Source organism: Acrocarpospora corrugata, assembly GCF_009687845.1.
Taxonomy (GTDB): domain Bacteria; phylum Actinomycetota; class Actinomycetes; order Streptosporangiales; family Streptosporangiaceae; genus Acrocarpospora; species Acrocarpospora corrugata.
On sequence record NZ_BLAD01000099.1, the window covers coordinates 1 to 20,855 of the forward strand.

General features: G+C 67.3%; 9 protein-coding genes. 4 read left to right on the forward strand and 5 right to left on the reverse strand.

The annotated features are described in order from the left end of the window. The 5 genes from Acor_RS36720 to Acor_RS45760 all read right to left on the reverse strand — a co-directional run. Nucleotides 1-833: hypothetical protein (locus Acor_RS36720; RefSeq protein ID WP_155341389.1), on the reverse strand; the 833-nt coding region annotated here is incomplete at its 3' end. Between the two features lie 46 nt (nt 834-879). Then, nucleotides 880-3,003 (reverse strand): methyltransferase, FxLD system, encoded by a 2,124-nt coding sequence (fxlM, locus tag Acor_RS36725; RefSeq protein ID WP_218034713.1) that lies wholly within the window; start codon nt 3,001-3,003, stop codon nt 880-882. Nucleotides 3,004-3,032: 29 nt separating this feature from the next. After that, a complete protein-coding gene (locus Acor_RS36730) occupies nt 3,033-4,265 on the reverse strand; it encodes a lanthionine synthetase C family protein (RefSeq protein ID WP_218034714.1) in 1,233 nt (410 codons plus the stop codon). A 32-nt stretch (nt 4,266-4,297) separates the two neighbouring features. After that, nucleotides 4,298-7,453 carry a lantibiotic dehydratase gene (locus Acor_RS36735; RefSeq protein ID WP_155341391.1) on the reverse strand — a complete coding sequence of 1,052 codons (3,156 nt, stop codon included), beginning with the start codon at nt 7,451-7,453 and terminating at the stop codon, nt 4,298-4,300. 94 nt (nt 7,454-7,547) lie between these two features. Then, nucleotides 7,548-7,673: an FxLD family lantipeptide gene (locus tag Acor_RS45760; RefSeq protein WP_155341392.1), complete on the reverse strand. Its 126-nt coding sequence runs from the start codon at nt 7,671-7,673 to the stop codon at nt 7,548-7,550. Between the two features lie 213 nt (nt 7,674-7,886). Here Acor_RS45760 and Acor_RS36745 point away from each other — a divergent pair, with 213 nt between their 5' ends. The 4 genes from Acor_RS36745 (at nt 7,887) to drmA (ending at nt 20,846) form a co-directional block, all read left to right on the forward strand. Continuing rightward, complete coding sequence (locus tag Acor_RS36745; protein WP_155341393.1) at nt 7,887-9,263, forward strand: NsdA family TPR-like regulatory protein; 1,377 nt, start codon at nt 7,887-7,889, stop codon at nt 9,261-9,263. Between the two features lie 580 nt (nt 9,264-9,843). Beyond that, nucleotides 9,844-13,131, forward strand: coding sequence for a DISARM system SNF2-like helicase DrmD (drmD, locus tag Acor_RS36750; RefSeq protein ID WP_155341394.1), 3,288 nt, complete (start codon nt 9,844-9,846; stop codon nt 13,129-13,131). Continuing rightward, complete coding sequence (locus tag Acor_RS36755) at nt 13,131-17,252, forward strand: Eco57I restriction-modification methylase domain-containing protein (protein ID WP_155341395.1); 4,122 nt, start codon at nt 13,131-13,133, stop codon at nt 17,250-17,252. The genes drmD and Acor_RS36755 overlap by 1 nt, the downstream gene beginning before the upstream one ends. Before the next feature lie 66 nt (nt 17,253-17,318). Continuing rightward, nucleotides 17,319-20,846 (forward strand): DISARM system helicase DrmA, encoded by a 3,528-nt coding sequence (gene drmA / locus Acor_RS36760; RefSeq protein ID WP_155341396.1) that lies wholly within the window; start codon nt 17,319-17,321, stop codon nt 20,844-20,846. Nucleotides 20,847-20,855 lie beyond the last annotated feature (9 nt).

Here is a 20,855-nt window from a genome sequence, read left to right on the forward strand (position 1 = left end):
CCCAAGTGGGCGTTGAACATCGCGAGCGCTGGATCATGCTCGACCGCGAGGTATTCGGTTACCATCTGCTCGGCCGCGATACCGGTTGGCCGGCCGTCAACGCGGAGGCACAAGACGGCCAGGCATGAGCTCACAGCGTGCTCCCACTGCTCGGTGAGCGAGCTGTCATGCAGCAACGCGCGCCCCGCGGAAGGCGCGCCGGCCATGCAGTGGGAGATCACGGCGACCTGTCGCCCTTCCCGCAAACATGGACCTATGGCACCGCGCGATTCCGCATAGGCGAGCGCTCGATCCCATTGGCCTACGCGGGCCAGGGCGCGGACGCCATCCGACAGCACGACTTCCTGCAGCCACTGGGCGATTCCCTGCGCATCGTCTGCTGAGGCGACGAAGCCGCGAAGATCGAGGGCGACACCGTTGATCTCAGCGGAGCCCGAGGTCTTGAGAGCGGTGAGCAGAGCGTCCAAGGCTTGGAACCCGGCCTGACCGTCACCCTCACGTGACAGCAATCGCGCGAGGTTGATCAGTGGTTGGAGGGCGAGTTGAGCGGCTGACGCGCTGAGTGGCCGGGCCGTGGAGAAGATCGCGAACTGCCGTCGGCACAGATCCCGGGCTAAATCAGACTGGCCACAGTCACTGGCCACGAGCGCGGCCAGGTTCAGGGACTCGGCGGCGCGCAGCAGGGCCTCCTGCCCGCCCTGGCTGGCTTGGTCGGCGCGGCTGCGAATCTGGGCGAGTCGAGTCGAGACGGGACGGCAGATGGGCCGGGGACGGGCTACCAGGGGGAAACGGAGCACGGTCGCATTCGACACGTGCTGGCGGATGCTCGACAAACCTCCGCACCTCCTCCTCGCGCGACGACGACCGGCACGCGACGGGTTACCAGGCGATGACCAGACGAGAGTCTGGTCGCTGGACGACGAAACCCGACGCCATGGCGTCATCGGGCGTTGCTGCGGGATAAGCGGTGATGATGGGCTGGGCCGGCTGCTGGGCGTGCCAGCGTTTCAGCAGGTCGACGGTCTGATCGGCGAGGGCGGCTGCGTCCGGGCCGTGAGCGACGACGCCGAGTTCATCGGTGGCGTCGCCGGTTGGACGGAGTGTGAGGTAAGCGATGTTGCCCGCCTCGTGAAGGGCGGCCCCGGACCAGCGCAACGCGGGCGTCGCGACGCCGCCAGCTCGTGCTGCGGCGGTCACGATCAACCGGGCGAACTGCACGCCCGAGGTCACCAGCCACAGGTCGAGGTGTTCGACGGGGTCGCGGTGGCCGAGGGTGATACCGGTCCACCGCTGACGCGCGGGGTAGGTCATGGCCTGGGCGAGCGCGCTGCCGTCCGAGGCGCATGCTGAGGCGCTGCCCGAGGCACCGGTGGTGTCGAGGTCGGCGGGGTTCACGCGCAAGACGACGCCGTCGGCGAGAGGAACGGACTGCTCGTCATAGGCGATGACGCCGCGCATGTCGAGAAAGCCGCACACCAGAGCGGATGCACTGTCCATCCGGTCTACTCCGCCGGGCCGGTGGTCGAAGGCCACGCTACGGGTCAGGCCACATTCGTGCAGGCGCAGCGGCACGACCAGGCGGCCACCGTCGACCAGTTGCCGCCACCAGGCCGGGGCCAGGTCCCAGGCTCCAGCGGTGACGATGATCCGGTCGTAGGGCGCATTGGCGGGGTGCCCGTCCGCGCCGTCCGCGCAGATGACCTCCACCTGCGGGTACCCGGCGTCGGACAGGTGGTCGCGGGCGGCGGCGGTGACCTCGTCGTCGATGTCGATGGTGGTGACGTGCCCGGTGGGGCCGACCAGTTCGGCGAGCAGCGCGGCGTTGATGCCGGTTCCGGCCCCGATTTCCAGGACGCGGTGTCCGGGTTGGACGTCGAGTTGCTCCAGCATCGCGGTGACCAGGCTCGGCGAGGAGGCCGAGGAGATCACGTCGCCGTCGCGGTCGCGTTTGGTGATGACGACCTGGCGCGAGTACGCGGTTTCCAACGGTGTCTCGGGCAGGAAGACGTGCCTGGGGACGGCGCGGAACGCGGCCTCGACGCGGGGACTGCGCAGCATGCCCAGGGCGCGAATTTGGGCGATCAGCGCCTCGCGCAGGGCCTCGATGTCCGGGGTCGCGGAAGGCCCGGCGGTGGCGTTGAATGTGGTCACCGCGCTTACCCTAGTCCGCGGTCGCGTCCCCGGAGCGTGGCTTCGGCGGTGGAAGACGAGCCGGGCGGCGGTGTCGGCCAGCACCCCCTGATGCGGTCCGGGGATGCCCGCGCGGTTCCAGGCGAGCAGGATGTGATGGGCGAGTACGGCACGAAGGCCCCGCGTGAGGCGACCGTCTCCTGCCATGCCGGCGAGATCCCGTCCGGCGGCGGCGAAGGCGGCAGCCCAGCCGGGGGACGTGGCCAGAGGGCTGTGTGCGCTGGGCGTATGGGCGGTTGTGAGCCGATGTACGGCGGCGATCACGTCGGCCGACGGCGGCAACAGATCGGCCGCGCCTGAAATCCGATGCGCGGCGACCTCGGCCCAGATGTCGCCTTGCTCGTAGCGGTCCTGAGCCGCCGCGCGCATCAGGGCGTGGCCGAGCAGCAGGCACAGTTCGCGTCGGTGGTCACGAGCGCCGCGGCCGTTCTGGTTGAGGTGACGCAGGATGTGGTGGCTGTCGAGATGGAACAGTGTGTGGGCCACCTCCATCGCATCGTCGCCGCCGAAAGCGTGGACTTCGGGCTCGTAGATCGTGGCCGCCCACCGCTGAACGGCACGGCGGGCAGTCAGGTCCTCCAGGTGGGCGTGGAGCGCGCTGACGGCGTGATCGGCGCGCTGCGGTGCGGGCTGGACGCGGAGCCGCCACAGGGGACCTTTGCGGGTGAACCACCATCGATCGATGGCGGCCTCTCGTTCGGCAGCGGCCAGGAACGGGCCGAGATCGGTGACGGCGACCCGCTCGGCTACCCGCCAGTTCGGGCACCACATGCTCACCTGGGTCCACGGGGCGGCCGGGCCGGGCTTGCTCATGTCAGATATTCGCCTTCGCGTGAGAGTCGTCAGCTGATCAGCAGGCATCGCAGCCACCGGGTGCTGTCCGCGTTCGTGAGGGAGTGCAGCATCAATGCGACCCCAGCGCGACCGTCGATCAATCCAGGAGGAGCGGGGCTGGCGCTGGCGGCCCTCCGTATGACGGCGTCGGTCAGCTGCGGCAGCAGGTCCGCCAGCCGCGGAGAGCTGGCGTCGGCTGCCGCGCACCACGCGGCGGCCAGCGTGCCGGACCAGCCGTGGCACAGGCCAAGGTCGGCGAGCCGACCGAGTTGGACGGGGTCGGACACGCACCGAGCCAGGGCGTCTTCGGCCAGGTCTCGTCTGGCGCCGTCCCCCGTCGTGAGCGCGGCCAGTTGCTGGGCCCGTGCCAATCCGGGGGTTCCGTAGCACCACGAGGGCCGAGCCGGGCCAGATTGGGCAGGTCGACGCGTGCGATGCTCGGGCAGGCATACACGTTCGGGCCACCACGGCCCGTGCGTTCCATCCTGCCGCCAGGAGTCCAGCCACTGGCAGATCCGCTGGATCGCGGTGATGTGGCCGTCGACCATGATGCTCTGCCGGAGTGCGAGTGCCAGCAGCGCGAGCGGGCCTGCGATTCCGTGGGCCATGCCCAAGCTTGCGTGTCCGCCCTGATCGGATACGGCGTGCGGGTCGTTGGTCCACCAGCCGGGAACGTCGAGCCCGGCTGCGTCGGCGACGTTCACCGGCTCGGTCAGCAGTACAAGGTAGCTGAGGATGTCGCGGACGAGGTCGGGGTGACCGTGAGTCAGCGCGTACGCTCCGAGTCCGGTCAGGCCGCGTACCAGGTCGTATTCGGTTGAGGTCGGCCGGGTTCGTGTGTCCATCCGGATAGTGGCTGCCGCCAAGCGGGTTCGGGTCAGGGCGGTGACGGCGGCGTCGAGTGTCACACGAGTCGACGGATAGAGCTCGGCGGGCGCGAAGGTGAGGGTGAAGGCGACCGCGGGTGCGCCGAACCACAGGCCCGCCCCGCCTGCCGCAGTCAGGTCCTCGCGGGTGGCGGCGGCCAGCCAGTTGTGGGCTGGCGTCCAGTCAGCCAATCCAGACCGGGCTCGTACCGCGTGCAGGATGGCGATCCCGGCTGCGCCTTTGGACAGTGATTGGCCCAGCCAGCGCGGGCTGGCGGGGCTGCGATCATCATCAGCGGGTGGCGGCGGCGGCTCGGTGACGGAGCCGGTCAGGCGGGTGGCCGTGGCCAGTTGTCCTGGCCACGCAACCCGCACGGGCGAGCTGCGAGGGTGATCTGAAGGTGGCGTCATCGCGACCTCGCCGGCGATGGAGTGGGGCGGCCCGTCCAGGCTAAGGCGACCGCGCGGGCGAGGCGACGGCAGCGTTGTTCGCAGTCTCGATCGACACCGTGGCTGCGGACGTGATGAAGGTGCAACAGCGCCAGCAGCGCGGTATTCGCGGAGACGTGTGCGGCATCAGGGTTGCGGGCCAACAGACGGGCGTAGGTAGCTGCGGCGTGCTGTCGTGTCCGCCAGGCGGCGAGCACCTTGTCGCTTTGGGAGATCGCTTCTGGTGGGCTGTCGCCATGGTGCATGAGGTCAAGGAGGGCGATCGCCTGGCGTACAACTTCCTGGTGGCCTCGGTGGGCGGGGTCAGTGGCCGCGTGGGGGACGCCGGTCGCGGTCGCCGCGTGGTCGATCAGCCACCGCATTCCCGTGGTCGTATCCCCGGTGAACGCGCACACCAGATCGGCAAGACTTGCGGCAGTGAGCGCCCAGCTGGACAGCGCGGGGCGGCCTGGACTGGTCAGGAAACTCAGCTGAGCCAGAGCACTGGCCGAATCGGCGGCGAACAACGCCTCCGCGGCTGCCAGGGCGGCACCTGCGCCGAAGCGGGCGATCTCGGGGACGTGCGTGTCAAGGACAAGATCGCCGATCAGGCCGCGTCGGCGCAGGTTTGTCGCCCAGGCGCCGAGGGCGGTGACCGCCTGACCGTAGGCGCTCGCGTCGGCCGGGCGCAGTCGCACACGTATATGCGGAGCAGGGTCACGCTGGTGGCGGCGCAGGTCGCGGTAGCGAAGGAACCACCACACGGGTGGGTATCCGCAGGCTGACAGCAGGTCGGGCAGGTGGCGGGTCAGGATGATGTCGGCGGCGTCTGCGGGCCCGTACAACTTGGCGAACAGTACCTGCGTGCCGGGGAGGGCGACCTGATCGCGAGTGACCGGTGGAGGAAGGCACCGCTGAGCCACGACGGCCGGGGCGGGAGGGGCGGTAGCGGCCAAGGGGATGACGAGTTCGTGAGCGCGGCCGTTGAGCCAACCGTAGTCGTCCAGGGCGGCTGCTTCGCGGACAACGAGATCACCTGCGCTGCCGTTCACATGCGCGCGCAGGACCGCCAAATCCATGGGCTCATCGAGGTCCAGCCGTAGAAGACGGTCACCGCTTCCCACGTTCACCCATCTCGATATGCCGAGACGGTCGCGCAGCGTGGCCACGGCCCTATTCCACCCATCGTCGGGCGCAGCAGCTCCGGGCAGGATCCCATCGGAGATTCGCCAGCGGGCGGGCGACAGGATGGTTCGGCCGTAGCGGACGCGGGGCAGGAACGGCAGGCATTCGGCCGCCCCCCAGGTGAACATGGGCACCGCAGCGGTTCCGGTGCCGGCCAGGCCGAGGAGGAGACGCACGATCGGCGGCCAGGTGTGGGGCGCGGTCGCGTTGGCCAGGATCGGTTCGATGATCCGCCGCCGCGACAGCGACACAACGTAGAGCTGGGCCGCGTCTGCGGTGACGGCAAGGTCGTTCAGGCCGATGTGGTCAACGGCGCGGCCTTCGGTGGTGTGAGGGTATTCGGCCATGGTGATCATCGCAGGCAGCACGGGCGGCGCGGTGGCGACGTTCGCCGTACGTCCGCGCTTGGGTGGGAAGGACAGCTGCGCGGTGATGGCGTCGTGTACGGCGACTGGTAGGTCGACGTACTCCTTGAGCATCGCCAGCCGATGAGCGGGCGGCAACACGTCGAGGAAGCGGCCGGTCATGGCAACCGCCGACCGGCCGATGCCGAGGACCGCCAGGGTGAAGGCGCCCTGCGCGAGCGCGGCGGAATCCGCTGCCCGTACATCGACACACAACTCCATGTGCGGGGCGGGCTGTCTGGCCACGGTCCCGGTGAGGCGGCTGATTGTGTGGTCGTCCAAGACGATTTCCGGCGCGCCGTCCAGTGTGGTCTGCTGAGCCAGGGCCAGCAGGTGTTCGTCGCGTCGCGTGAGGCCGGCGTCTGGAGCATGGGAGGGCAGGCTGAGCCCGGCGGCGGAATCGGTCAGCAGGCGCACCGGGACCACCGACCCCACACCGTAGGTGTCCAGGAACATGGTGTGAAATGCTCGCCACCCCGCCTGTTCGTCCGGATCCGGGGCGAGCCGCAGCAGCGCCTCGGCAGCGGTTTGCGCCTCGGCGGCCACTTCTTCGGGAAGATCCGGCGCGTGGTCGAACCGGAGATTCACCACGAGCGGCTGGGTGATGGACGGGGCGAGCCGCCGCATCTGCGCGCCGACGGTCGCGGTTGCGGCCCAGGAGTGCAGGGCTGCTGTGGTCAGGTGTTCGTGGATCTCGCGCAGGCCGTCGACTACCGGGATCTCCGCGAGCACATCGGGCGCGTGAGCGTCGAGTTCGGCTAGGACATGGGCCAGGCCATCCCCGCTGGTCGAGGAGGGACGCAAACTGCTGATCAGAACTCCGGACCTGATCAAGATGGCCACCATGTCGTCGATCGCCGTGTCGGGGACGTCAGGCAGGTCCGCGGCGAGCTTGCCCAGCAAGGCGTTCACCACGATCGGCGTGTGAGCCGCGTCGGCGATCATGTCGAGGATTCGGCTGTGCCGTACCGAGATCTCGGCTGCGGAGCCGGGGCCCGCTGTGGCGCGAGGCTGCCAGGTCACGACCAGCCGGTCGCCCCGCAGGACCGTACAGTCGTTGGCCACGACGGGTAGTCGGCGGCGAATCGCGGAGACTGCTTCCAGACCAGCGATCATCTCTGCGAGCCAGGCCGCGTCCGCCCGGACACGTACCTGCGGCTGGCCGATGATCGTGTCCGCTGGCTGAAGGCTCGTGAACCGGGCGGGAGCGACCCCGGCGAACAGGCCGAAGGGCGTCGCCCGTCCCCGCACGCGCAACAGGTAGCGGGCAATCGTCATGGCCAGACGCCGTACCCGTTCGCGGCCGATCTGACCTCCGCCGAGTGCCGCCTGCACGCGGGCCGCGAAAGCAGGGCTGGCCACGGTGACCGCGTCGGCGATCCAGGGCAGCCCCCACACCTGCCTCACCCATACGCGCCATTGTTCGGTGTCATCGTCCGGGCAGTGGTCTCCCTGAGGCCAGGGCGGGACCGTCACAGTCTCCGCGTCGAACGCGCTCGCGCGCAGTGTCGCGCCGCCCACGCGCTGGAACCCTTGCGTACGCATCGTCTGCCGCCTCCTTCGCGGATCTGCTCACGATGGTCCGCCGTCGTCCGCGCGGGCCTGCTACGCGGACGACAGCGGGGAAGGTCAGCGAAGGTCAGCAGTCGCCTCCAGCCACGGTGTCGCACCCGTTGTCGGTGTCGCCCGGGTGGACCTCGGTGGCGGCGCCGACCTCGACGATGGTGACGTCGAGGTCGAGCACTGCCGGCATCTCAGCAGCCATGAGCGTTCCTCCTGTCGTTTGGGCTGATGACGATCGAGGGGGATGTCCCACTGGTCGGAACGAATCCCCGGCGCTATCAGCCAACGCCATGCCGACCGGTCGGGAAATTGCCACCTGCTGACAAGTGCGTTGCCACGAGGTCGCTACCGTGAAGGGCCTTGCTTATCGCACTCGCAGTGCTACGTTCCGCGTGTGGACCATTCGGCCCGGGACATGATCGCCGCCGAGCTGCGTGCCACAGCCGCCGCGTCGGCGTGGACGCCTTGGCAGCTCGTTCAGGCGATTCAGGACAAGACCGGCGCACCGACACTTCTCATGGCATGGCGATTGGCCTCCGGTCAGACTCAGGCCGAGGTCGTGGCCGGTGTCCATGCGCTGGCGGCCGACGACGGGCAGGCGTGCGGCCTCAACGTGCAGAACCTGTCGCGCTACGAGAACGGGCATATCACCCCTGGCGCGTTCTACAAGCGGTACTTCGCGTTGTGGTTCCGCTGTCGGCTAGAACGGCTGGGGCTGGCCGATGACGATCCGGTCGTTACTCTGGTGGGGCAGGTTCCGGCAGTTCTGAGTGACCCGGAGGACGTTGTGGACCGTCGTGAATTCCTCGGACTGGCCGCTGCGGCGCCGCTCGCGCTCAGCTTGGACCACACACGATCGTTGATGGATGCCAACCTGCGGCGGGTACTGCCCGCCTCCGACCTTGAGCACTGGGCCCAGGTGACCGCCGGCCACGTCGAGTCGTACGGCACGCTTGCGCCCGCCGCGCTGCTGGATGCGGTGGGTCCTGATCTCGCCGAGATCGCTCACCTCGCTGAGCGTTATCCCCATCAGCGTGACCTGCACCTGACGGCGGCCCGCATGAGCGGGCTGGTGGGCGCGCTCTACACCGACTTGCAGCACGATGGCCCCGCCCGCAACTGGCTGCACACCGCCGCCCGATACGCCGAACTGTCCAGCGACACCGCCGCCCGCTACTGGATCGCGATGGCGCAGGCCATGTCCGCTTTCTACGCCCCCGCACCGCAGCGCGTGATCGTGATCGCCGACCGCGCCCGCACCATGCTGGGCGCCGCGACGAACGCGCCCGCCGCGCAGTTGAGCGGATTGGCTGCCCGCGCGCACGCCCGCCTTGGCCACAAGGACCAGGCCAAAGTAGAGCTGGACGCCGCACACACCATCGTCGACAGGCTGACCAACGCTGCGCTCAACGAGCCGTTCTTCGGCTTTCCACGCCGCGAGATGACGATGTACTCCTCACAGGTCCTCAGCTACATCGGCGACCCCAGCGCGTGGGACGAACAGGCCCGAGCACTCGCTGGCTACCCGGTCGACGACCCCATGGACCGCCCGCTCATCCTGCTGGACCGGGCCCGCTACCTTGCCAGGCAGGGCAACTCAGCCGAAGCCTCTACGGTTGCTGTTAACGCCATCACGTCTCTGCCCAGTGACATGCGCGTGCCCCTCCTCCTCACTCAGGCGAGGAACCTGGCCGATTCGATGACCCATTACGCACCTCAAGCTGCCAGCACGCTGCGCGAAGCGCTCGCTTCGCGAGGGAAGCCCCCGGCATCAGGAATGCTCGGACAGTAGATCACTCGGCGGTTCGCGAGGCTGATTTCTGCATGCGCTGCCGGCCCAACGGCCGCGTTGAACGACCAGGCCGCCCTCGACCGTCATCACGTCGACTCGGCCTGGCCAGGAACGCAACAAACCCACGTGGAGCCATGCGAAGCCGAAAGCATGATGGAGAGCCTGCTTAATACCGAGATGTAATCAAATGTCCGATAAATCGACGTGCCGCGTAATGACCGATTGGCACACCCCGAGTAGCGCATCTTGGCAACTCACTGACATGCAGGAATGCGATCAGACGGCCACGACCAGCCCAGAGGCATGTCATCTCGCCGACGTATCTCCCGCCCCAGCACGATAACCAAACCGGAATCCGCGCGGGATTAAACACCCATGAGGCTGCTTCCGCGCTGCCAGACTCGGAGCGCATAATCACCCGTCCCTCCGCGATTCGCGAGGAGGAAATTTCGGTGTCGGCACTCCAAAGACGAAAACACCATGATTGTCAGTCTCAGACGATAAGACACGTTGTTCTCCTATCTGGTATGTATTCTGGCAAGATCCGCAGGAGCGACAGCCGATCCAACGATGGAATTGGATGAGTACCGACGTGCTCAACGAAACTGACCTGTTCACGCAGGACGCGGCGGTGCCGACCGTGGGTCAACTGGTCGCGGTACGTAACCGGAACTGGGTGGCGACGGCGGTGGAGCGTTCCTCGATCGCGACCGAACAGCCAGGCAGCCCACTGCTTGCCGAAGCACAGCACCTGGTCTCCCTGGTTTCCGTGGACGGCGACGCCGACGATGAGGAACTGCGCGTTCTCTGGGAACTTGAGCCCGGCGCCACGGCACGAGAACAACACTCCCTACCCTCCCCAGCGCGAGGGTTCGACGAGCCAGCGAAGTTGGACGCGTTCCTGGACGCAGTGCGCTGGGGGTCGGTGGCAACGGCGGACAAGACGCTCTTACAGGCACCGTTCCGCTCCGGGGTCAAGCCGGAGGACTACCAACTCGACCCGGTGGTACGGGCGTTGCAGATGCCACGCACGAACCTACTGATCGCCGACGACGTCGGTCTCGGCAAGACCATCGAGGCGGGGCTGGTGATGCAGGAACTGATGCTGCGTCACCGGGCCCGCACAATGCTCATCGTCTGCCCTGCCTCGCTCACGCTGCAGTGGCGCGACGAGATGCGCGACAAGTTCGGCCTCGCCTTCAAGATCGTAGACGCGGAGCTCCTGAAGGATCTGCGCAGGGCGCGTGGTGTGTATGCGAACCCATGGACGCACTACCCGCGGCTGATCGTCTCGATCGACTGGCTCAAGCGGGAGCGGCCCTTGGCGCTGCTGCGTTCGATCCTGCCGCCGGTGCCACAGTATCCGCGGACCTTTGACCTCCTTGTGGTCGATGAGGTGCACACCTGTGCCCCCTCTGGCACGGGGAAATACGCGGTCGATTCGCAGCGCACGCTCGCGATCAAAACGCTCGCCCCACACACTGAGCACCGGCTATTCCTCTCGGCGACCCCGCACAACGGGTACCTGGAGTCCTTTACAGCGCTGCTGGCACTGCTGGACAGCCACCGCTTCGCCCGCACCTTGGTGCCGTCGGAGGAGGCCAAGGCGCAGGTGATGGTGCGGCGGCTCAAGCGGGACCTGCCGCCGAGCTGGGACGGCACCCCACGCTTTCCGGAACGGGACCTCGACCATCCCCTTGAGGTCGTCTACGACGCCGCCACCCGCGACGCCTACGCCAAGCTCGACGAGTACGCCCAGTCACGCCGGGAGACAGTCTCCGGGCAGCAGTCTCTGGCTGGGCTTGCACCGAGCCGGGCTACGGACTTCGTCGTCACGCTGCTCAAGCGCCGCTTCCTGTCCAGCCCGATGGCGTTCGCCAATACCGTGGAGGCCCATCTGAAGTCGATGGCCGCGCGAGAGCGGCAGGACGACGACGATCGGGTCGGCGACCGCCGCGTGGGTTCTGTCGCAGAGAAGATCCTCACCACGATGATCGAGCGGTTGGACGAGACTGCCGAGGACGACGAGTCCTTCGGGGACGCGGAGGGCCAAGCCCTGGCCACCGTTCGCCGATTAGTCCCGCCGCTCTCTGCGGCCGAGCGGCAACTCCTGGAGGGGCTGCGCGACTGGGGGCGGAACAACTCGGGTAGGAACGACGGCAAGTTCACCGTGTTCCTCGACTGGCTGCGGGCGATCGTGCAGACCGGAGGCACGGGCGGGGCGAAAGGCCGCTGGGACGGCGAACGCGTAATCGTGTTCACCGAGTACCGCGACACCCAGCGCTGGCTGCTTGATCTGCTGATCGGCGTAGGGATTCCGAGCGAGGCCATCGGGCAGCTGTACGGCGGGCAGGACCGCGACGAGCGTGAGCGCGTCAAGAATGTCTTCCAGGACTCCCCGGACCTGGCTGCTATGCGGATCCTGCTCGCAACCGACTCGGCGAGCGAGGGTATCAACCTGCAGAACCACTGCCACCGGGTGCTTCATTGGGAAATCCCGTGGAATCCGAATCGGCTTGAACAGCGCAATGGTCGCGTGGACCGGCACGGGCAGCGCGCCCCGAAGGTCGAGATCGTCCACTTCGTCCCCAGCGGTTGGGATCGGAGCAGGGAAGAGGACACCGGGTTCGCCGAGGGCACCCTGGAGGACGCGATGGCGTTCCTCGGCGTCGCGGTGCGCAAAGTCGACCAGATCCGGACCGACCTCGGCAGCGTCGGCGAAGTGATCGCCAGCCAGGTGACGCAGAAGATGCTCGGCAAACGCTCCGGCTGGCAGAGCAGCGACAAGGAGATGCGGCAGCGCGCGGGCAAGGCCGTGCTGAAGATCGAGCGTAATTTGGCGCACGACCTGCAGCAGGCGCAGGAGCAGCTCACCCAGACCCGCACCGAGCTGAACCTGAACCCGGAGACGATCGAGCAGGTGGTGCGCACCGCGCTGCGCCTGGCCCACAACAAAGACCTCATCGGGGTTCCCTCGCCCAAGGGCGTCAACGCGCGCTGCTTCAAGCTCCCCGACTTGAAAGAGGGATGGGCGCAGGCCCGTAGTGACGGCTTGCGGCACCCGGTCAGCGGCAAGGAACGTCCGGTCACCTTTGACCAGGATTACGCCGGACGCAATGACGTCGTGCTGCTGCACCTGAACCACCGCCTAGTGGACCTGTGTCTGCGGCTGCTCCGAGCCGAGCTGTGGTCCCAAGGGGAGCACGGCGCGCACCTGACCCGGGTTACCGCCCGAGTCGTTCCTGGCGATCTGTTACGTACCCCGGCGGTGATCGCGCACGGCCGCGTGGTGCTCACCGGGAACCGCGGCGTGCGCCTGCACGAGCAGATCGCCCTGGCTGGTGGCACGCTCGAACAGGGCAAGCTGGTCGTGGAGAAGAACCCCGAGGCTCTGGAGCGCTGGCTAGCCGCCGCGTCGCAGGACTCGCCGCCGCCGGGCCTCCTGGACCGGCTGACCGGTCTGTGGCCGGCCTTGGAGGCCCCGCTCGGCAGAGCCCTCGCGTCTGAATCCAAGAAGATCGCGGCTAAGCAGGGCAAGGTCCTCGAGAAACGCTGCGAGGAAGACATCAAGGCGATGAGGGCTGTCCTGGCCGAACTGGAACGCAACATCCGCGAAGCCCTGAAGACGGACCCCCTCTGGCGTCAGGACTCCCTGTTCACCATCGACGCCGAACGCGATCAGCTCAAGAAGGACCACGACGAACTCACGGAACGCCTCGCCGCGATCCCCGGGCAGATCGAGTCCGAGGCTATTGCCCTTCGCCACCGATATGCCGACCCCGTCGCCCGCAGGTTCCCCGTCGCAGTGACCTTCCTCGTTCCCGCCTCCGTGACCGTGGGCACTACCTCACCCCAGGCAGGCCGCTGATGTCAGCACCCACGACAGCAAAGCGTCCGCGCTTACCGAAGTCCACACAGCAGACGCCGATCGAACAGCACGCCGAGTGGCTCAACCTCCTGCGCCCTGACGGACCGTTCCTCTCCGCGAAGATTCTCGCCGAGGCGTTCCCACAGGGTCTGGGTGTTGTTGAAACCGAGCTGCGCGCCCGGATCCGCCAGGCGTGGGCCGAACTTCAAGCCGATCCCGCTGCGCTCTGCTTCGCCTGGCAACACCTGGTCATGAAGGAACTGGTCGGCTATCAGGGGCAGGCGCTACGGCAGGGCTCGATGCTGCCGCGCGAGCTGGCCACCGGTTCCGGCACCGGCCCCGACGCGCTGCTGATGGGGCCAGCCGACCCTACCAGCGGCGTGCCCGGCGCGGCCGAACGTGCCCTGATCTACCGCCGCCCTTGGGACGAGCCGCTCACCCGCGCGGTGAAGGGGCTGCCGTCGCTGGCCGAGCAGGCCGCCGAACTCTGCCGCCGCCGAGCAGTCCCCGTCGCGCTGCTCACCAACGGCCGCCGGTGGGTCCTCGTCCACGCCCGGCCCGCCGCACCGACCTCCATCGCGGTCTTCGACGCCGACACCTGGTCCGAAGAGCCGCTGCTGCTGAGAGCCTTCGTCTCACTCCTCGGCATCCGTTGCGCCGCCATCGCGCCCAAGGATCGCGACGGCAACGACACTGGCTCCCTCTCCGCCCTGTTCACCCGGACCGCCAACGACACCACCACCGTCACCAAGACCCTCGGCAAGCAGGTCCGCGAAGCCGTCGAACTCCTCGTCGCGGAACTCTCTCGCCTCGACCGTGAAGCTGGCGGCACCCTGCTGGTGGATGTGCCTCCGCGCACCGTCTACCGCGCTGCTCTGACCGTCATGATGCGCATCGTGTTCCTCCTGTACGCGGAGGAGCAGAACCTACTGCCCTCGGGTGACGAACTATATTCTGACTCGTACTCGGTCACGAAGCTTCACAGCCGCCTCGACTTGGAGGATGCGGCTATCGCCGACCGCTGGCAGGCTGCCTGGCCGACACTACTAGCCACCTTCCGGGCGATCCACGGCGGTGCCCGCCACACAGAGATGTGGATCCCCGCGTACGGCGGATCGCTGTTCGACCCGATCCGGTTCTCCTGGCTGGAAAGAACGAAGGTCACCGACCGGGTCGTCTTCGCCATGCTTGACGCGCTGGTCAAGCTCAAGCGCGTCTCGTCGACGGGGAAGGTCACCTCGTCGGAACGCCTGTCCTACAAGGGACTTGACGTCGAGCAGATCGGCCACGTCTACGAAGGACTCCTGGAGCACTCCGCAGTCCGATTCGAAGAAACCCACGTCGGACTTAAGGGCAAGGCCGGGATCGACGTCAAGCTCTCCGACCTGGAGACCTGGCACGCCGCCGATCGCCTCGCCAACGAGGTCACGAAGCTCGCCGGATTGACGGCGAGGCAGTTCGCCAGCTACCTCCCAACCGAACCAACCAGCGGCGATATTGGAAAACTCGACGCGGCCTGCGACAACGACCCCGCGCTCGCGGGCCGCGTCCGCCCGTTCTTCGGACTACTCCGCACCGATCTGCGTGACGAGCCGATCGTCCACCCCCCGGGGACGGTTACCGTCGCCCAGGTCGGCGACCGACGCGATCAGGGTACGCACTACACCCCGCGCGTCCTCGCTGAAGAGGTCGTTCTGCACACCCTCGACCCGTTGTGCTTCTTACCTGGTTCCCCAGACGGCATCCCCAGGCCTGCTGACGGGACCCAGCCGCCCGAGTGGCAGGTGCGATCGGCTTCGGAGCTCCTGGCGCTCAAGGTGCTCGATCCCGCGATGGGATCAGGTGCGTTCCTGGTCTCAGCGTGCCGGTATCTGTCCGAGCGCGTCGTTGAGGCCTGGGAACGCGACGGACTGCCGAACCTGGTCATCTCACGCCTTGGTGAACAGCGCGAGGATCGCGACACACTGCTTCTCGAAGCGCGCCGCATGGTCGCCGACCGCTGCCTCTACGGCGTTGATATCGATGAGATGGCAGTGGAACTCGCAAAGCTCTCGCTGTGGCTCGTCACCCTCGCCAAGGGCCGCCCATTCAACTTCGTTGACCACGCCCTGCGCTGCGGCGACTCCCTTATCGGCTGTCTCACGGCCGACCAGATCGAGGCGTTCCACCTCGTACCCGGCGAGGGTCGCCGGCTCAACGCACGCCTAACTGGCGAGATCGACAGGGTAACCGGCCCCCTACTCTCCCAGGCTGCGGAACTCCGTCGCGAGATCGAGGACCACCCGGTCCTCGACATCCGCGACTCGCGGTCCAAGGAAGCGAAGCTCGCGAAAGCCGAGGCGCTGACCGAAAAGCTGCGACTCGCTGCGGATGCGGTCGTCGCGGCGAAATTGTCCACTGCGACGACGAAATCCGATGACGCCTACAACGATCGCCTGAGTTTGATCTCCGACCTTGTGGAGCGTGCGCTCCTTGGCGACAGCGACGCGGAAGCCGAAGCCCGCACCATCGTCGACGGCTGGCTACTCGGCCCCAGCGGTGGACCACGCACCGCACCACTGCGCCCGCTGCACTGGCCGCTGGAGTTCCCCGAAATCGCGGCAGACCCCGTCCGTGGTAACCATCGTTTCGACGCTGTGATGGGTAACCCGCCGTTCTCGGGGGGCAACCAGCTCAGCGGGCGTATCGGGAAGGACGCTCACGAGTATCTCGGACAGGTGGTCGCAGGGGGTTACACCGAAGGCGGCCAGGTCGATCTCGTGGCCTATTTCCTGCTGCGTGAACTTACGCTCTCCTCTGGAGAGCGTCTCGGAATGATCGCGACGAAGACCATCGGCCAGGCCGACACACGCAAGGTTGGACTCGCACGCGTCGCAGGTCAGGGTCGGTCGATTTACCGTGCCATAAAGTCCCAGCCCTGGCCCGGCGGTGCGGCCGTCCATGTTGCGCTGGTCTGGGTCGGAAGGATGTGCGCTAAAGAGCGAATTATCCTCGATGGGGAGGTTGTACGGGAGATTGATTCGAGCCTGACCAGACCGTCACGGGTTGTCGGCGAACCGTACACGCTCGTAACCTTCGCTGGCCAAAGTTCACAGGGGTGCAAGACGACAGGTAAGGGTTTCCTCTTGGAACCGGCCGAGGCGCGGGCTCTTATTGCGAAGGACGAGCGTAACGCACAGGTTGTCTTCCGTTACCTCATTAACGACGAGATAAACAACCAGCCGGACCAGTCGGCGACGCGTTGGGCTATCGACTTTAATGACATGCCCGAGGAGGAAGCGAGAAAATATCCGGATGCGTTCGCAATCCTCGATGAGCGAGTGCGGCCAGTGCGACAGCGAAAGAAGGCGGACGGCAGTTTTCAACTGCGGAACCCCTTACCGCAGCGTTGGTGGCACTATGAGGAGAAGCGACCAACTCTGCGTTTGACCATCGCTAACTACGACCGCGTGCTCGTAATCGGTAAGCACAGTAAGTACGGTCTGCCGAGTATCGTGCCCAACGGCCAGGTCTTCTCAGACTCTATGGTTGTCTTCTACTCGCCCGACGTGACCGGCATGCTCGCCCTCCTAACCAGTGACTGGCACTTCAATTGGTGGACAGTCAAGGGCGAATCGACAATCAAGGGGGATCCGCGCTACACCCCTTCCGATGGGTTCGACACGTTCCCGCAGCCAGAGCTGACCCCGCGGATCCGTGCCGCTGGGGAGGAGTTGGATACCTACCGTCGTCAGGTCCAGCTGACGCGGATACCCCAGCTCGGCATGACGGATCTCTACAACGAGGTCCACGACCCGGCGAACCAGGAGGCGGACATTCAGCGGCTGCGGGAGATCCACGTTGAGGTCGACGAGGCGGTCGCCGAGTCCTATCTCGCGCATCCCATGGCTTCGGGGTTCGGCTGGACACCGCTGGTCCTAAACCACGACTTCCATGAAACCACCCACGGTCTTCGCTGGACGGTGAATCCAGATGTCCAGATCGAGATGAACGACCGGCTCCTAGAGCTCAACCATGCCCTGTATGCCGGTGAGCTCCGTCGCGGTCTCCACAACAAGAAGAAGGCTCCCGCCAAGTCGAAACTCTTTTCTGCCGGGCCTGTAGACGATGCCTTGTTCTGACGTGACAGCAGTGTTGTTGCTTGAGGCGAAACGTGCTGTCGGTGCCGCACCTTACTGTGGTGATTTATGAGCGATGATCTGCTGTCTGGTGGGGCTGGCGACCCGGTTCTGTCGATCCCGTCGCCGGGCGCGATCCGGGACGAGCTGGCCAAGCTGGTGGTGAGGGACTTGCTCGGGCCGGTGGGCGGCGAGTTGGAGGAGGTCCCGGATTCGCCGACCGACTGGTATGTACTCGGGCGGCTGTCGCCGAACGGCACCACGATCATGCCGGAGGAACTGGACGCCTCGCTCGGCGACAGTGAACTGCTGGGCATGGACGAGGGGTCGCCGGACGCCGACGCGCCGAACGTACCGAGCCTGAGCCCGTCGTCGGTCGGCTTCACTGCACGGGTGCGCGGCGACGTTGATCGCCTGGAAGTCACCGGGACGTGGGCGCGCTATGTCCGCGACCACTCGACGAACCCGAGTGCCGAGAAGCTGATCTGGCGGCGTGAGCCACACAGGGGTGGCCTCCAGGTCGAGCTGGCCGAGGGGCCAGTGCCACCACTCGTTCTCGACACCGAGGACAAGAACGTGGTGCTGCGCGGGCGAGTGCGCCGCTTCCAGGAAGACTGGCTGGTCTCGCTATTCCTGGTCAACACGACGGAAACCGAGGCGAACTCCGCGCCGCACTGGGTCTTCCAGGCCGAGCTTGCGGCGGCCGGGGTGGACGGTGCGGCGGTGTTCTTGCCCCGTCACGCGCCCGGCTCCGGCGGCGACACCGCTGACCGGGGCGAACAGCAGCGGCTGGCGATGGCCTACCGGTTCAGCCCGGAGTTCGCGGTCGGGCACGGCACCGGGGTGCACTCGACGGCCAGCGGTGCCGACCCGATGACCGCGGTCACGATCCAGACTAAAGCCGCCCCGGCATACGACATCGCGCAAACCGACGCGCCGTCGATCGAAGACGACCCAGACCTGCCAGAGCTGGCAGAGTTGCTGGTCGACATGAAGGAACTGTCCGAGCGTGACCCGCAGGAACTGCGGGCGGGGCTGATGCCGCTGGTCGCCGGATACCGTGCGTGGATCGGGCGGGCCGAGGCCCGGATCGGGCAGGCCGGCCAGCATCTCGACGAATACGCGACCCAGGCCGGGGAGGCGCTGGTTGAGGCCAAGCGGGCGGCGGACCGGATCGAGGCGGGGATCGAGCTGGTGCTGGGAAACGCGGAGGCCCTGGCCGCGTTCCGGTTCGCGAACAGCGCGATGCACCTGCAGCGCGTACACACACGGGTAGCCGCAGCCCGGCGACGGGACGACTCCCGCAGCCTCGACGAGGTCCTCTCCAAGGAGGACAAGTCGGCCAACCGGTCCTGGCGTCCGTTTCAGCTCGCGTTCCTGCTGCTGAACCTACCCGCGCTGACCGACCCGGCACACCCGGAGCGCACCACGGGGGCCGAGGCGGTGGCGGATCTGCTGTGGTTCCCCACCGGCGGCGGCAAGACCGAGGCGTACCTCGGTCTGACCGCCTACACCTTGGCCATCCGCAGGCTCCGGCCGGGTCTGGGCGGTCTCGACGCGCGCCACGGAGTCGCGGTCCTAATGCGCTACACCCTGCGGCTGCTGACGATCCAGCAGTTCCAGCGCGCCACCGCGCTGATCTGCGCGTGCGAGATGCTGCGCCGCAAGGACGAGACCCAGTGGGGCGAGGCGCCATTCCGGATCGGCCTCTGGGTCGGGGGGAAGGTCTCCCCGAATACGACCGACAAGGCCGCCGACTGGGTCAGAGAGGTACGTCGGGCCAGCGGCAGGCCCGCGCAAAACTCCGGGTCGCCCTACCAGCTGACCAGCTGCCCATGGTGCGGCACGAAGATCGAGAAGGGGAAGGACATCGAGGTCGACAAGACGCTGCGCCGCACCTATCTGCGCTGCCCCGACCTGTTCGACTGCCCCTTCGGCAGCGGCGACCCAAACGGGGAAGGCCTGCCAGTCGTCGTGGTCGACGAGGAAATCTACCGGCTGCTCCCGAGCCTGGTGATCGCGACCGTCGACAAGTTCGCGCAGCTGGCCTGGAACGGGCGCACCCAGTCCCTGTTCGGACGGGCCTCACGGAGCTGCTCCCGGCACGGCTACGTCACAGCCCAGATGGCCGATGAGGACTGGGAGGCCGCCAGCCACCTCGCTGAAGGTCGTCATCCCGCGGCGACGACCACCGTAGCCACACAGGTGCGTCCGCCGGACCTCATCGTCCAGGACGAACTGCACCTAATCTCCGGTCCGCTCGGCTCGCTGACCGGACTGTACGAAGCCGCCGTGGACCGCCTGGCCACCTGGGAGTATGAGCCCGGCAAATCGGCGCGACCAAAAGTGATCGCCTCGACGGCCACCGTCCGGCGCGCCGAGCGGCAGATCCATGCGCTCTTCGACCGGCGTACCGAGGTCTTCCCGCCGCAAGGCCTGGAGATCGGCGACAACTTCTTCGCCCGGCAGCGGCCCACGGATTCGCATCCGGGCCGCCGCTACATCGGGATCTGCGCCCAGGGGGTGCGCACGAAGTCCACGATGATCCGCGTATACGTCGCAGTGCTCGCCGCCGCACAGACCGTGCACAAGAAGTACGGTCAGAACTCGGTCACCGACCCCTACATGACGCTGGTCGGCTACTTCAACAGCCTGCGCGACCTAGGCGGCATGCGCCTGTCGGTCGAGGACGACGTCTCCACCCGGCTGGAGCGGATCAACGAACGCGGGCTGACCCGTCGCTACGACCTGCGACTCGACGAGCTAACCTCGCGCCTGAGCTCGGAGAAGATCCCCGACATCCTGCAGCAACTGGAGTACACCTTCCCCCGGGTAAACAAACTGACGCCGATCGACGTCCTCCTAGCCACCAACATGATCGCGGTCGGGGTCGACGTGTCCCGGCTAGGCGTCATGGTCGTGGCCAACCAGCCCAAGTCCACCGCCGAGTACATCCAGGCCACCAGCCGCGTCGGCCGAGCCGCTCCCGGCCTGGTGTTCACCGTGTTCAACTGGGCTCGACCACGCGACCTGTCGCATTACGAAACCTTCGAGCACTTCCATGCCACCGTGTACCGGCACGTCGAAGCGCTCTCCGTCACCCCGTTCGCGGAACGCGCCATCGACCGGGGCCTGACCGGGGTGCTGGCCTCGCTGGCCCGCAACCTTGAGGCCTCCGACAACGGCAACTCGGGCGCGCAGACCTTCGACACGCGTGGCGGCAAGGCCGACCACATCGTGCGTTACCTGGAGCGCCGGGCGGGCGACGTCGCCACCGAACGGGCAGTGGCCACCCGGGTCCGGGAGGAACTCGACAGCATCCTGGATCTGTGGGCGCGCGAGCAGCGCCGCCCGGCGACCCGGCTCGTCTTCGACGCCAAGGGCAAGGCCGATGACATCGTCGCTCTGCTGCACGGCCCGGACTCCGGCCCGTGGCGGCGTATGACCTGTCCGACTTCGCTGCGGGAGGTCGAGCCGGGCATCCGGCTGGTGCTACGGACCGCACCGGGTAGCGCCGACGACCATGACGAGCATCCGTTCCTCGCCCGCACGAACCCGGACGCCGACAATGCTGGACAGCGAGGGGACCTGTCGTGACCATTGCCG

What these genes read in the sequence shown, in the direction of transcription:
- fxlM (WP_218034713.1), bottom strand. Translation starts at nt 3,003, where the DNA reads ATGAGCAAGCCCGGCCCGGCCGCCCCGTGGACCCAGGTGAGCATGTGG.
- Acor_RS36735 (WP_155341391.1), bottom strand. Translation starts at nt 7,453, where the DNA reads ATGCGTACGCAAGGGTTCCAGCGCGTGGGCGGCGCGACACTGCGCGCG.
- Acor_RS45760 (WP_155341392.1), bottom strand. Translation starts at nt 7,673, where the DNA reads ATGGCTGCTGAGATGCCGGCAGTGCTCGACCTCGACGTCACCATCGTC.
- Acor_RS36745 (WP_155341393.1), top strand. Translation starts at nt 7,887, where the DNA reads ATGATCGCCGCCGAGCTGCGTGCCACAGCCGCCGCGTCGGCGTGGACG.
- drmD (WP_155341394.1), top strand. Translation starts at nt 9,844, where the DNA reads ATGAGTACCGACGTGCTCAACGAAACTGACCTGTTCACGCAGGACGCG.
- Acor_RS36755 (WP_155341395.1), top strand. Translation starts at nt 13,131, where the DNA reads ATGTCAGCACCCACGACAGCAAAGCGTCCGCGCTTACCGAAGTCCACA.
- drmA (WP_155341396.1), top strand. Translation starts at nt 17,319, where the DNA reads ATGAGCGATGATCTGCTGTCTGGTGGGGCTGGCGACCCGGTTCTGTCG.